14 protein-coding genes are annotated in these 13,472 nt (G+C 66.6%); 6 read left to right on the forward strand and 8 right to left on the reverse strand.

What is annotated here, in order from left to right:
• The first annotated feature begins 31 nt into the window (after positions 1-31).
• A complete protein-coding gene (locus FJT57_RS05880) occupies positions 32-970 on the forward strand; it encodes an RsmB/NOP family class I SAM-dependent RNA methyltransferase (RefSeq protein WP_144902863.1) in 939 nt (312 codons plus the stop codon).
• Positions 967-1,557 carry a DUF7122 family protein gene (locus FJT57_RS05885; protein WP_144902866.1) on the forward strand — a complete coding sequence of 197 codons (591 nt, stop codon included), beginning with the start codon at positions 967-969 and terminating at the stop codon, positions 1,555-1,557. The genes FJT57_RS05880 and FJT57_RS05885 overlap by 4 nt, the downstream gene beginning before the upstream one ends.
• Position 1,558: 1 nt before the next feature.
• On the opposite strand, the gene FJT57_RS05890 is transcribed toward FJT57_RS05885, so the two are convergent.
• Positions 1,559-3,148 (reverse strand): DUF790 family protein, encoded by a 1,590-nt coding sequence (locus FJT57_RS05890; protein WP_144902868.1) that lies wholly within the window; start codon positions 3,146-3,148, stop codon positions 1,559-1,561.
• 113 nt (positions 3,149-3,261) lie between these two features.
• Between FJT57_RS05890 and FJT57_RS05895 the strand changes: the two genes are divergently transcribed.
• The gene (locus tag FJT57_RS05895) at positions 3,262-3,663 is read left to right on the forward strand and encodes a transcriptional initiation protein Tat (RefSeq protein ID WP_144902871.1); all 402 of its coding nucleotides are present in this window, start codon (positions 3,262-3,264) and stop codon (positions 3,661-3,663) included.
• Between the two features lie 39 nt (positions 3,664-3,702).
• Here the strand turns inward: FJT57_RS05895 and FJT57_RS05900 are convergent, their stop codons facing one another.
• Positions 3,703-5,052 carry a DEAD/DEAH box helicase gene (locus FJT57_RS05900; RefSeq protein ID WP_144902874.1) on the reverse strand — a complete coding sequence of 450 codons (1,350 nt, stop codon included), beginning with the start codon at positions 5,050-5,052 and terminating at the stop codon, positions 3,703-3,705.
• Positions 5,053-5,172: 120 nt separating this feature from the next.
• Between FJT57_RS05900 and FJT57_RS16620 the strand changes: the two genes are divergently transcribed.
• The gene (locus tag FJT57_RS16620) at positions 5,173-5,337 is read left to right on the forward strand and encodes a hypothetical protein (RefSeq protein ID WP_203229116.1); all 165 of its coding nucleotides are present in this window, start codon (positions 5,173-5,175) and stop codon (positions 5,335-5,337) included.
• Positions 5,338-5,350: 13 nt separating this feature from the next.
• Here FJT57_RS16620 and FJT57_RS05905 read toward each other — a convergent pair whose 3' ends face one another.
• Genes FJT57_RS05905 through FJT57_RS05915 form a run of 3 tightly spaced genes read right to left on the reverse strand, consistent with a single transcriptional unit; the run spans position 5,351 to position 8,108 of the window.
• A complete protein-coding gene (locus FJT57_RS05905) occupies positions 5,351-6,160 on the reverse strand; it encodes an ABC transporter ATP-binding protein (RefSeq protein ID WP_238993929.1) in 810 nt (269 codons plus the stop codon).
• Entirely contained in the window at positions 6,148-7,041 is an 894-nt protein-coding gene (locus FJT57_RS05910; RefSeq protein ID WP_144902880.1) for an ABC transporter permease subunit, read from the reverse strand. Before FJT57_RS05910 ends, FJT57_RS05905 begins: the two co-directional genes overlap by 13 nt.
• Positions 7,038-8,108, reverse strand: a complete 1,071-nt coding sequence (locus tag FJT57_RS05915) for an ABC transporter substrate-binding protein (RefSeq protein WP_144902882.1) — start codon at positions 8,106-8,108, stop codon at positions 7,038-7,040. The genes FJT57_RS05910 and FJT57_RS05915 overlap by 4 nt, the downstream gene beginning before the upstream one ends.
• 235 nt (positions 8,109-8,343) lie before the next feature.
• Here FJT57_RS05915 and FJT57_RS05920 point away from each other — a divergent pair, with 235 nt between their 5' ends.
• Positions 8,344-9,465, forward strand: coding sequence for a pyridoxal phosphate-dependent aminotransferase (locus FJT57_RS05920; protein WP_144902885.1), 1,122 nt, complete (start codon positions 8,344-8,346; stop codon positions 9,463-9,465).
• A 142-nt stretch (positions 9,466-9,607) separates the two neighbouring features.
• Here FJT57_RS05920 and FJT57_RS05925 read toward each other — a convergent pair whose 3' ends face one another.
• Both FJT57_RS05925 and FJT57_RS05930 read right to left on the reverse strand, forming a co-directional pair.
• Positions 9,608-10,123, reverse strand: a complete 516-nt coding sequence (locus FJT57_RS05925) for a hypothetical protein (RefSeq protein WP_144902888.1) — start codon at positions 10,121-10,123, stop codon at positions 9,608-9,610.
• 162 nt (positions 10,124-10,285) lie between these two features.
• Positions 10,286-11,461 carry a redox-regulated ATPase YchF gene (locus FJT57_RS05930; RefSeq protein WP_144902890.1) on the reverse strand — a complete coding sequence of 392 codons (1,176 nt, stop codon included), beginning with the start codon at positions 11,459-11,461 and terminating at the stop codon, positions 10,286-10,288.
• Positions 11,462-11,574: 113 nt separating this feature from the next.
• Between FJT57_RS05930 and FJT57_RS05935 the strand changes: the two genes are divergently transcribed.
• Positions 11,575-11,883, forward strand: a complete 309-nt coding sequence (locus tag FJT57_RS05935; protein WP_144902893.1) for a hypothetical protein — start codon at positions 11,575-11,577, stop codon at positions 11,881-11,883.
• Between the two features lie 210 nt (positions 11,884-12,093).
• On the opposite strand, the gene aglM is transcribed toward FJT57_RS05935, so the two are convergent.
• The gene (gene aglM / locus FJT57_RS05940; RefSeq protein ID WP_144902895.1) at positions 12,094-13,386 is read right to left on the reverse strand and encodes a UDP-glucose 6-dehydrogenase AglM; all 1,293 of its coding nucleotides are present in this window, start codon (positions 13,384-13,386) and stop codon (positions 12,094-12,096) included.
• Between the last annotated feature and the right edge of the window lie 86 nt (positions 13,387-13,472).

Genomic DNA, 13,472 nt, shown 5'->3' on the forward strand with positions numbered 1-13,472 from the left:
CCACAAGCGGCCGCGACGAATTTCACTCCCTATGCAACCACTGGAGCGGTACGCGTCGCTCCTCTCGGATTTCGACGCGTTCCGCGCGGCGTGCGACCGGCCGCTGCCGTCGGTCGTCCGCGTCAACACGCTGAAGGCGTCGGTCGAGCGCGCACGCGAGGCACTCGACGCCGAGGGCGTCGCCTACGAGGTGACCGACTGGCACCCCGGCGTCCTCCGACTCGACGAGCGCGGTCCCGGGACCTCGTGGCCGTACTTCCACGGCTGGCTCCACGGCCAAGAGGAAGTCTCGGCGCTCCCCGCGCTGGCGCTCGATCCCCAACCCGGCGAAGTCGTCTGGGACGCCTGTGCCGCCCCGGGAAGCAAGACCTCGCAGATCGCGGATCTGATGGACGACACGGGCCTTCTCGTCGGCAACGACAACAACCTCGGGCGGCTGTCCGCACTGCGACACAACGCCGAGCGACTGGGCGTCACGAACCTCGCGGTGACGAACCAGGACGCGCGGAACTTCTCGCTGAAGCCGTTCGGCGACCGGACCGAACAGCCGGAGCGTATCGAGGCGTTCGACCGCGCGCTCGTCGACGCGCCGTGCTCGTGCGAGGGGACGATCCGAAAGAACCCCGACGCGCTGGATCGCTGGTCGCTGGAGCACATCAAGGGGATCGTCGGCATCCAGAAGGGAATCCTCCGACGGGCGATTCAGGCGACGCGCCCCGGTGGGACCGTCGTCTACTCGACGTGCACGTTCGCCCCGGAGGAGAACGAGGCCGTCCTCGATCACGTTCTCCGCGAGGAGGACTGCGAAATCCGCCCCTGGGAGCCGCCGGAGGGCTTCGAGACCGATCCGGGCGTCACCGAATGGAAGGGCGAGGAGTACGATCCCTCGGTTCAGCTAGCGCACCGGGTCTACCCGCATCGAAACGACACGGGCGGGTTCTTCTGCGCCAGACTGGAGGTGATGACATGAGTGGCGATGGAACGGGCGAGAATGCCTCGTCCACACCGGAAAACGACGGCCAGCAGTTCGATCGGCTACCCGCGACGGCGGACGAGCGCGTGGTTCCGGGACGGCCGTCTCGCCAGGAGGTCGTCAGCTGGTGGGCCGAGCGCTACGAAATCTCACCCGAGACGTGGGACGGCCACACCTTCTGGGAGAAGGGTAACGGAAAGCTGTGGGCGTTCGCCGCCGACACGGTGTCGCCGACCGACGTCGAGGGGCTGGGAATGCGGATCCTGCGCGCCCGTCAGGAGCACTGGAAGCCCTCGACGAACGCCGTCCAGCGATTCGGCCGCGAGGCGACGAAGAATGTGGTCGTGCTCGACGTCGACGAGGCGACGCGGTTCGCGAAGGGCGAGGATCAGGAACTCCCCCGCTGGGACGGCGATTGGGGGTACGTGATCGCCGCCCACGAGATCGCGGGCGACAGCGAGGCGTCGGAGACGCCTCGGGCAACCGGCGAAGCCGGTGACGTCGAACCGATCGGCGTCGGGCTGTACCTCCACGGCGAACTCCGTTCGACCGTCCCGAAGGGGCGGCGCGAGGACCTTTCGTGACCTATTTCTCTTCGACGGTGCCGCCGGAGAGCCCCTCCCACGCGACGCGGTAGCCGAGCCGCGAGAGCGTCGCCGACGCGTCGTCGACGCCGTAGCCGTCCAAGACCGTTTCCGCTGCCGACAGCGACATCCCGGCCTCGATTTCATCCGCGAGGTCGTCGAGCACCGCGGGACGGATCAGCGCCCCGCCGACGCGTTCGTGCTCCGGGAACGACACCGAGTCGAGCGCGTCGGCGCTCACGCCGCGCTGAGCCGCCAGCTCGTCGAGTTCGATCACGTCAGCAGCGGGAGTGAGTTCCGAGGGGAGCGACTCCGCGGCCGCGTCGACGAGTCGGGATTCGTACGCACGGAGCGCGTCGACGACGTCTTTGACGCGCACGTGCCCCGAAAAAGTGACCACGCGGTGGTCCAGCGCCTCGATCTCCTCGCCGACGCCGAGAGAGTCGTCGACGGCGACGAGCAGTTCGACGTCGTCGCCGACGGTGCCGAACTGATCGAGCTTCTTCTCGACGTACTCGGGGGTCCAAAACCCCATCACCTCGAAGTAGACGCGGAACGGCGACGCGGTGCCGTCCTCATCAGAGTGGTCGCTCCCGTCATCGATCCCAGCCGGGCGGTAGTCGAACGCGAAGTCGGGGATCATCGCCCGCGCGCCAGCCGCCAGCGGCTCCGGCTCTCGCAACAGTTCCCAGTCGAGATCGAGGTTCCCGAACCGCGCGGCGAAGTCGGCTTCGACGCCGCTGTCGTAGGTCGGCTCCGCGACGGGTTCGACGTCGGGGACGGAGACGTCCTCGGGACCGAGACGGAGTTCTCTGTCCGTCCCGCGGTCGTCGATCGTCGCTGAAAGGGACCATTCCGCGGTGGCCGCCACGCTGCGGAGCAGTCGCGCGAACCCCGTTCCGTACCGCCGCGTGCGCCGAAAGAGCGCGTCTGGGCCGGTGACGACGAGGACCCGCTCCTCGCTCGGAGTCTCGTTCGCGGCACCGCCATCGCCACCGCCCCGACGGCGGATTTCGTACAACAGACCCAATCGCTTCACCGCCGAGACGAGCCGCTTCGGGTCCGAACTCCGGATGCGAACCTCGGTCGCGTCGAACAGCGCGGTCTGCGCCAGCGAGAGGTTGTACTGCTCGACGAGTTGCTCAGGACCCCACCGCGCGTCGAACGCCGTCAGCACCTCGTTGACGTCGCGATCGGCGTACAGCGACCGCTCGACTGCGCCGACGTCGGCCCCGAGCCGATCGGCGGTCGCACCAATCGCCCGCTCTCGGGTCGCCCCGTCGACGACCGCGCCGACGGCCTCGGCCGACTCGAAGGCGACGCGTCGGACGCGCTCGGGGGGCAGCGGCGCGCGCGTCTCGAACGTCGCCTCGCGTTCGAGTAGCGCCGCGAACCCGCGAACCAGTTTGAAGTCGTCGGCCTCGCGCTCCAGTTCGTCGAGCGCGTCGTCGAGGCGGTGGCGCTGCTCCCCGACGTGTCCCTGAAAGACGCCGATGACGCGGGCCGCGAGCGGGCGGTCGCTGCGACCCGCGAACTGCGGGTGGTAGCCACCCCCTGCGCGGGAGACGCGGAGATGGTCCTTTCTCAGCACGGCGGCGACTTCGAGGGGACGGGTCAAGAGACTGCCGCCTGCGAAGGGGGAGCGGAGTCTTCGGATGAATCGCACCGAAAGACCGATACCCCCCGCAGATCCTTTGGCGCACGATGGAGCGACGAAGCGCTCTCCGCGCCGCGGCTGCGTCGGTTTCAGGGCTTCTCGGCGGCTGCCTGGGATCGTTCCCGAGCGCGACGGGGCCGCGGAACCCGCCGGATCCGCCCGCCGATCAGCCGCGCCGAACGCCCGATCGACCCGATATCACCGTCGCCTCGTTCGACTTCGAGGCCGACGACGACGGGGCGCTCCGCGTGTTCGGAACCGTCGAGAACCGCGGCGACGCCCAGCGGACGGCGACGGTGACCGTCACGGTCCGATCCGCGGGAGAGACATTCGAACGCGAGTCGACAGTAACGGTCGATCCCGACCAGACAGCGGAGTGGACGGTCACGTTCGACGTCGCCTACGACGACTTCCTCAGCGACGGCGACCTCAACGTCGACGCGGCGTGAGTGATTCGGAACTTCTCGTCCGCGGCGGTTTGTGGCTCCTCACCGTCGCCGATCCGCGACCCGCTCCTCTGCGGTCTCTTCGCTCACGACCTCATAGAGGAGCGCGCTCCCTCCGTCGACCTTCGGGCGGAGGATTCGGCCGAGCCGCTGGGTGAACTCCCGCTCGGACCCGGACCCCGCGAGGACGACGGCCACGTTGGCGTCGGGCACGTCGACGCCCTCGTCGAGGACGTTCGCCGTGACGACTCGCGAGTACCTGCCCTCGCGGAACCGTTCGAGGATCTCTGTTCGCTCCTTCGCGCCGGTTTCGCTCGTGATCGCGGGGAGCAGATACCGCTCCGAGAGCCGATAGACGAGATCCGTGTGCGCGGTGAAGACGATGACGCGGTCCTCGCGGTGGCGGTCGAGCAGTCTGCCCAGCGTCTCCACCTTCGCGTCCGCGTTCATCATAATCCGTCGCGCGCGCTGCTTCGCCAGCAGCGCCTCCCTCGCCTTCGGATCGGTCCCCGAGCGCATCACCAGTTTCCGGTAATCCGACCCGCCCCGCAAGGAGAGGTTCGAGCGCTTGAGGTAGTCGACGAACGTTCCCTGCGCTTCCTCGTAGGCCTCGCGTTCCCCCGCTCCGAGCGCGACCTCGATCCGCCGGACCTCGTACTCAGCGAGGTGCTCGCCCGCGAGGTCGTCGACGCCTGCCTCGTACACCTTGGGGCCGACGAGATCGGCGACGGCCTCGTGCGCGCCGTCCGGACGCTCGAACGTGGCCGTGAGACCCAGCCGCGCGGGCGCGGCGAGCAACCGGGCGGCGTCGCGATAGCCCTCGCCGCCGAGGTGGTGGACCTCGTCGAAGACGACGAGTCCGAAGTCGCCGCCGACGTCTTCGGCGCGCAGGTAGGCGGAGTCGTACGTCGAGACCGTGATCGCCGCTTGCTCCTGCTCGCCGCCGCCGAACTGCCCGATCGGAACCTCGAACTCGGTTTCGAGCTCGCGTCGCCACTGTTCGAGGAGGTCGATCGTCGGCACGACCACCAGCGTCGGCACGCCGAGCGCGGCGATGGCGTCGACCGCGAGCACGGTCTTTCCCGCCCCCGTCGGGAGTTCGACGACGCCGCGGTCGCCGCTCGCGCGCCACGCGTCCACCGCGTCGCGCTGGTACGGCCGGAGGTCGTACGCGTGCGACAGCGACAGCGACTCGTCGGGGAGGACGCGGTCTTCGAAGGGGATCTCGGACCCGTCGAGCGCGTCGCGGAGGTCGGCGTAGCGGTGCCCCGGCGCGCGGGCGACGAGGCCTCGGTTGTCCCACGCGACGCCCGGCAGCGACTCGACTCCCGGGTCCGACTCCTCGAGGCCGTCGAGGCGGATGGTTCCGTCCTCGAACCGCAGCGTGATCACACCCGGTTGTGAGTCGTGATCGTATATATACTGTCGGCTGGCGTCCGGGCTGTTCCGGACGCGCGTACTCGCCCGTCACGGGACGCGGCGCTTTTGTCGCTCGCCGTGCGAGGTGGACGTATGACAGACGACGCTACCGCCGACCTCGACGACGCGGTCGCACAGTTCCTGCGAGACGTCGACGCCGCGCACGACGACTACGACCGCGGATACGTCGACGCCGATGCGACGCTAGCGGTCGTGATGAAGCACGTCGAGGAGCTTCGGTCGACGCGGGAAGACTGAACGCGGCCCCGGTCTATTCGCCGATGAGCCCGCGCACGCGGTCGACGTACTCCGCGAACGCCGGATCGGTCCGCTTGCGGGGGCGGTCGATGTCGACGTCGACGACCTCCCGCACGCGGCCCGGGTCGGCGGCCATCACGACGACTCGATCGGACAGCTTCACCGCCTCTTCGACGTCGTGAGTGACGAATAGAACGGTTTTCCCGGTCTCGGACCAGATTCGGAGCAGTTCTTCGTGAAGCATATCCCGCGTCTGGGCGTCGACGCTCCCGAAGGGCTCGTCCGCGAGCAGGATCTCCGGATCGACCGCCAGCGCGCGAGCGATACCGACGCGCTGTTTCATCCCACCGGAGAGCTCTTTGGGGTAGGCGTCCGCGAACTCGTCGAGGCCGACGAGTTCGAGCATCTCATCGATGCGACGGCTCCGGTCCGGCTCCTCGATTCCCTGCTCTTCGAGCCCGAACGCGACGTTGCCGCGGACGGTGCGCCAGGGGAACAGGCCGTACTCCTGAAAGACCATTCCACGATCTGTTCCGGGGCCAGTGACGGCCTCGCCGTCGAGTCGGATCTCGCCCCCGGTCGGCGCTTCCAGGCCCGCGATTGTCCGGAAGAGCGTCGTTTTTCCGCAGCCGGAGGGGCCGACCAGGCAGACGAACTCCCCCTCCGAGACCGTGAAGGAGACGTCCGAGAGCGCCTCGACGCGCTGGCGGTCGGACTCGTAGACCTTGTCGACGCCGTCGACGACGACTTTCGGCGTCGCGACTGCCGAGCCGTCCGATGCGCCGTCCGCTTCGGCCTTCGGCCCGTCTCTCAGTCCCGCCACGCCAATGCCCTCCGTTCGACGCGTCTGAAGGCCCCGTCGCTCACGAGGAAGACGAGGCTGATGACTGCCATATACGCCACGCTCACGTCGGTCGCGAGGTTCTGCGCCGCGTTAATGATCTGGAAGCCGACGCCGGGCGCACCGAACAGCTCGGCGGCGACGACGATCATCCAACACTGCCCGATGCTCGTTCGGACTCCGGTCGCGATCGACGGCGTCGCGGCGGGGAGGATTACCTTGCGGATCATCGTCAGGTCGTCGTCGACGCCGAGCGTCGACGCTACTTCCCGGAGGTGCGTCGAGACGCCCTCGACGCCCGCGTAGGCGTTGTAGAAGTTGATCCAGAACGCGCCGATGCCGACGATGAACGCCGCGCCGCCGTGGCCGATGCCGATCCAGACGATGGCGAAGACGATCCACGCCAGCGGCGGGATCGGTCGGAGAAACCGCGTCACCGGCGTGAGCGCGTCGTCGAGGCGGCCGCTCCAGCCCATCGCGACGCCGAGTGCGATGCCGAGCACGCTCCCGACGACGAGGCCGGGGAGGTAGTGGAGCAGGCTCTGCAGCAGGTTCGCGACGAGTCGGGTCGCGGGCACAGAGATCTCGACGAACGGGACGGTGAACGACGTCGGCGCGGTCAGTTCGACGAGGAATGCGGTCGCGACCTCGACCGGTGACGGGAGCAGGTACGTCCGGCCGACGGCCATCGCGGCCGTCTGCCAGATCGCGAGGAAGACTCCCGTGCCGACGGCGCCGTACGCGAGACCGATGGCGTCGAGATCCGAGAGCGATCCGATCGACGACTGCTCGGAGGTGTCGCCGCCCGTCACGGTCTCGGTCGTCGCGCCCGTCTCGGAGTCGGTCCCGACCTCGACGCTCATAGGGAGTCGTACACCTCGAAGTCGAACAGTTCGTCGTTCGAGAGCGCCTCGTCGATCTTTCCGGACTCCGCGGCGTATTCCGAAAAGATCTGCGCCCCGTTTTCGATCTTGTGTGGGTCGGTGATGAAGTCGGAAGCGCGGGAGTCCATCGCGCGGCGGGCGGTCTCGACCGGCAGCGACGACTCGCCAATCACGGTGCTCGCGTGCTGGGCGGCCCCGTCGGGATTCTCGTTGGCGAAGGTCGTCGCCCGCTGGTGCTGCTCGACGAACGCCGCCGCCTGTTCGGGGTTGTCCTCCCGGAGGCGATCGTGCATCAGCGTGACCGCCGCGGGCTGTCCGGGCATAAAGTCGCCAGCCCACGCGATCGGTTGGTACGGCGCATCTTCTATCTCTACGACCGTCGGAACCGGCTCCATGATCGACGTTCCGTCGACCTCTCCGGCGAGTAACGCCTGTCTGACCGGGCCCGCACCGCCAAGTGCGGTGATGTTCACGTCCGAATCGGGGTCTACGCCCACCGTCTCCGAGAGCCAGTATCGGAGCAGAATTTCCGGAACGGACCCCGGCGGGAACGTCCCGAAGGTGAACTTGCGCCCCGTCTGCTCTTCGAACCTCGCGAACGCGTCGGAACCGGACTCCGCGTCCTCCCAGATCGCCGCGAAATCGTCGTGTGTGAGAATTTCCATCGCGTTCTGGATGTTCGCGGCGGTGATTCTCGCGGGGATGTCCTTGTCCATCACGATCATCGCGGGGACGATCCCGAACAGCATCACGTCGAAATCACCAGTCGCGGAGGCCTGCACGATGCTCGGCCCGTCGGAGAACACCTCTCCTTCGACTGTGGCCGACAGTTCGTCGAAGTACCCCTCTTCCTGCATAATGAAATACTGCATATCCGGGTAGATCGGCATGTACGCGACGCGGATTTCGTCGAGGCCGCCGCTTCCGCCGCCTGTACCCCCAGTACATCCAGCGAGGCCTGCCAGCCCCGCCGCGGAGGCGGCAGCGGTCGTCCGGAGGAATCGCCGTCGCGAAACGGCCGATCGGCCGTCTGTCGAATCTCTCATTCTCTACCCTGCTTTGGGACCCTACGTATATTTGCACCGTGCACGCGGCGAACGTCGCATCGACGCTCGACGCCTGAAGAGACCGAATTCAAGCGTTTCGGTCCTCAGTTCACGGCTAATCAGACACGCGAGGTACCCGCTCCGCGTCACAGGAACCGGCAAAAAGCACCCCAACAAGCCGTCTGTATCGGCCGATGAAGCAAAACCTAACCCGGTGGCCACCCCGAACGAGAGTATGACGCACTTTTCGGAGCGAGTCGAGCAGGTGTCGATCAGCGGGATCCGCGAGGTGTTCGAGGCCGCGGGCGAGGACGCGATCAATCTCGGGCTCGGGCAGCCGGACTTCTCCGCTCCGGCGCACGCCCGCGAGGCGGCCGTCGAGGCGATTAGCGACGGTCGAGCCGACGGGTACACCGAGAACAAAGGGATGGAGTCGCTCCGCGAGGCCATCGCCGATAAACACGCCCGCGATCAGCGCGTCGACGTCGATCCCGGCGACGTGATCGCCACGGCGGGCGGGTCGGAAGCGCTGCACATCGCCTTAGAGGCGCACGTCGATCCCGGCGACGAGGTCATCATTCCGGATCCGGGGTTCGTCTCCTACGACGCCCTCACGCGACTCACGGGCGGGACGCCCGTTCCCGTGCCGCTCCGCGGCGACCTGACGATCGACCCCGACGCGATCGAAAGCGCGATCACCGACGACACCGCCGCGTTCGTCGTCAACAGCCCCGGCAACCCGACCGGCGCGGTCTCGCCGCCGGAGGACGTCCGCGAGTTCGCCCGCATCGCCGACGAGCACGACGTGCTCTGCATTTCGGACGAGGTCTACGAGTACACCGTCTTCGACGGCGAGTTCCGCTCGCCGATCGAGTTCGCCGAGAGCGACAACGTCGTCGTCGTCAACTCGGCCTCCAAACTCTACTCGATGACCGGCTGGCGGCTCGGCTGGGTCGTCTCCTCGACGCCCCGAATCGAGCGGATGCTCCGCGTCCACCAGTACGCGCAGGCCTGCGCGTCGGCGTCCTCGCAGTTCGCGGCGGAGGCCGCGCTCACTGGTCCGCAGGATCAGGTCGGGGAGATGACGGCCTCGTTCGAGCGTCGACGGGACCTCGTCGTCGACGGCCTCACCGACATCGGACTCGACGTGCCGACGCCGGGCGGCGCGTTCTACTGTATGCCGGAGGTGCCGGAGGGCTTCGTCGACGAGTGTCTAGACCGCGGCGTCGTTATCGTCCCCGGGGAGGCGTTCGGCGAACACGGTCGCGGCTACGCTCGGCTCTCCTATGCGACCGACGAGGACTCGCTGCGCGAAGCGCTCGATATTATGGGCGAAGCGTACGACGCCGTCGTCTGAGGTGGAATTGTCGTCTGACATAAGATTGTCGCCAGGTGGAAAAACGGTGATTCTTCTGAGGGTTACTCTGTCGCTGTTGAACTCCGCAAAAAAATTGGCATCCAAAAAATTGGCACCCCTGTTGACGGTCCGAGAGGGACCGTCACATCTCGGACTGTTCAGTCCCTTCGAGGTTCGTTCGCTTCGATCTGTTGCGGGTAATTGCGAGCGCGAAGACCGCGCCGAGGATGACGCCATAGACGATGTGCGTGACGAACCCCGGCAGGGCGATGAACGGAACCGGGAGTCCGCCGCCACCCGCTCCGACAGCGTTCGCCCAAATCGGGAGGACGAAACCGGCGGCGACGATTTCCAGAATGACGCCGTAGACGGCTCCGACCCCGATTATTCCGAAGAGCCCGTACTCGCGGAGCGACGAGCTTCCGATGACTGCGGCGAATATCAGCGCGAAGACGACGCTATGGAACAGATGGGCAGTCCATCCGGCGATAACGGTCGGCTGTCCATAGAGTGCCCCGATCAGGGGCATCGCACCCATCATAATATCCATTAACAGACCCATCGCGACACCTGCGAGGAGTCCGCCAGCGACCGCCGCGCCCCACGTCCGACTGGACGTGAGATCCGCCCTGTGAGATCGGTACGTTTGTGCACTCATTAGGTATTCACGGAAGTAGGTACGCGGGCTGAAATGATAAACAAATATTGAAGTTTTATTGTTTGATGAGGTTTTATATTCCGACCCGTCACACAAGATCCGCTTCGACACCCGGATTCCACACTCTCAATCGAGACACGAACGTCTGACGAATACGATTGACTACGTGGCCGTACTCACGATCTTCACGACGTCGCCCTCCTCGAGTTCGTAATCCTCTGCGATCCGGCGCTTCGATCGCGCGTCGACCGCGTGGAGGTAGCCCTCGCCGATGTCGGAGTGGACCGAGAACGCGAGGTCTTTCGGCGTCGACCCCCGCGGCAAGAGAAACGCGTCCGGGAGCGTCTCGCCAGTTCCGTCGGTCCACCTCGTCTCGTTCTGTACGGGGTAGGAGGTGACCATATCGAGGACGTCGTAGACGGCGGTGTTGATCGCCTGCTGGACGCCGGTTCCGCCGTGCTCGGTCAGTACGGAGCGGATCGTTTCGAGCCCCTGCTTCTGCTCGTCGGAGACCTCGCCGAGGACGTCGAAGTCCTCGTCACCCGGGAGATAATCGATCACGCCCGCCTCCGCCGCCGTCCGCAGCGCGAGTTCGCCGTCGGCTGTGGTCGCGATCACGGGCTTGTCCGAGTTCCGAAGGCGTTCGAGGTTCTCCGGCGGGGCGACGTCAGCCTTGTTGGCGACGAGGACGATCGGCTTCGTCCGCTCGCGGATGTCGCGTGCGAGACGTTCCTTGTCCTCGTCGGTCCACTGCTGGGGATCGTCGGGATAGTCGAGCGCCCGCAGCGACGCAGCGACGTCGTACTCCGTCGCGCCGAATCCCGTCAACATCTCCGTCAGGGCCTCGTCGATGTCGAAATCCGGCGATCGAGACTTCCGGACGACGCTCTCCCAGTTCCGTTCGATGATGCCGACGAGCCACTGTTCGAGTTCCTCCTCGACGAAGTCCGCCTCCTCGACGGGGTCGTAGGTGCCGACCTCGACGGGCTCTCCCTCGGCGTTCGTGCCGCCCGCGGCGTCGACGACGGCGAGGATGACGTCGGCGTCGGTGAGCGCGTCCAGGAACTGATTCCCGAGGCCGCGTCCCTCGTGCGCGCCGGGAACGAGCCCCGCGACGTCGAGGAGTTCGACCGGAACGTAACGGACGCCGTCCTCGCAGTTGCCGCAGCGCTCCTCGCGGTCGAGGCAGGGACAGCGCGTCCGGGCGTGGGTCACGCCGCGGTTGGGATCGATCGTCGTGAACGGGTAGTTGCCGACGTCGACGTCGGCCATCGTCGCGGCCTTGTAGAAGGTAGACTTGCCCGCGTTGGGCTTGCCAGCGAGCGCTACCGAGAGCATACCTGCGAGACGGCCGACGGGCGGAAGTAGGTTTCCGTCTTTGCCGTCTGCGGACGAGAACAACGGATACGTATTTACCATCTACGAACATTATATTTATGCGAGGGAGACGTATGGTCGCTCGAAAGCCCGTAAAGGCGGATCACCCTCCGCGTCGAGCGCGGGAAACCGGCACGGAGGAACAGCCAGCGACGGCGGATAACACCCTCTCGACGTATCTGGAGATTCTCTTGAGTGGCGTCATCGTCACCGTCGGTTTTGTCGTCGCCTTTCCCACGCTGATCGACGTGACGAACGCACTCGGCATACTCTCCACGACGGCACTAGTCTTCCTCTTCATCTTCGCGTGGTACGGCGTTTGGGCCGGTATTCGAGTGGGGTATCCGTGGCTGAGACGATCGGTTGTCACTGTGTACCGGTGATCGCGGCTCCCACAACAGTGACCACCGCGACTGCGACGTCCGCGACTGTGACCACCGCCAAGAGATCACAGCTCCCGTGTGAGGAGTCAGCCGTTCGGTTCCGACAGTTGGCGAAGCGGGCCTCGCGTCCGGTTCGGCCCTACACCCATGCACCAACGGTTCGAAGACTTACACCAGGCACTCGCAGACAGACATCAACAGCTGGCAGACTTACACCAGCGATTCGTAGACGATACCGTCGCGTCTCGTCACAATCCGACGGCCGTCCACGACGACGGGCGTCGCCATCCCGTCGAATTCGGAACCGAGGTCGGCGAACTCGGGCCAGTCAGTGACGACGAGCGCCGCGTCGGCTCCGTCGAGCGCGGCGTCGGCCGAATCGGCGTACTCGATACCCGGGTACCGCTCCCGGAAGTTTTCGGTCGCGACGGGGTCGTAGCCGACCACCTCCGCACCCGCGTCGAGCAGCGCGTCGACGAGCGGGATCGCTCGCGAGTTCCTGATGTCGTCCGTGCCGGGCTTGAACGCGAGGCCGAGCACCGCGACGCGCGCGCCGTCCGGGTCGACGTGCTCGCGGAGTCTGCCGAGCAGTCGCACCGGCTGGCGGTCGTTCACCTCCACGGCGGCCTGAAGCATCGCGGGGTCGTAGCCGACGTCGCGAGCGGCGGCGATGATCGCGGCGACGTCCTTCGGGAAGCAGCTACCGCCCCAGCCGACGCCCGCGCCGAGGAACGACGAGCCGATCCGGTGATCGAGGCCGATGGCGTCGAGCACCTCCGCGGAGTCGATGTCGTACTCCTTGCAGATGTTCGCGATATCGTTCGCCAGCGAGATCTTCGCCGCCAGAAAGCCGTTGTTGGCGTACTTGATCATCTCCGCCTCGGCGACGCCCGTCTCCACGACGGGGGGGTCGCCCGCCCGCGCGACGAGCGGATCGAACACGCCGCGGAGTAGGTCGCCCGCACGTTCGGTCTCGGAGCCGAGGACGACTTTGTCGGGTGCGAGGAAGTCCTCGACGGCGCTGCCCTCGCGGAGGAACTCGGGGTTCATTCCGATGTCGAGGTCCTCGCCGAGCGTCTTTCCCGACTCCTCGGTCAGAATGGGCGCGATCACCGCTTCGGTCGTCGTCGGGACGACTGTGCTCTTGGTCACGACGAGATGGTGGCCGTCCTTCTCGGCGAGCGTCGCACCGAGCGAGCGCGCTCCGGCCTTCATAATCGAGAGGTCAATGTGACCGTCGTCCTCCGAGGGCGTCGGGAGCGCGAGGAACGTCACGTCGGTGTCGCGGATCGCGGCGTAGTCGGTGGTCGCCCGCAATCGATCGCCCGCGTGCTCGGCGACGAGTTCGTCGAGGCCGGGTTCGTGAATCGGCGCGTCGCCGTCGTTGAGCGCCGCGACGATGTCCTCGTCGATGTCGACGTTGACCACGTCGTGACCGACTTCCGCGAAACACGCCGCGATCGTCGTGCCGACGTAGCCGCTGCCGACGATACTCAGTTGCATACCGCAATCGACGCCAGCCGTGGGTTTCAATTTTCGCGTCTCCTGGCGAACGGCCGAAAGCGAAAACCCGGAATAGTGGGCGGCCG

The organism is Halobellus captivus (assembly GCF_007655485.1).
Taxonomy (GTDB): domain Archaea; phylum Halobacteriota; class Halobacteria; order Halobacteriales; family Haloferacaceae; genus Haloquadratum; species Haloquadratum captivum.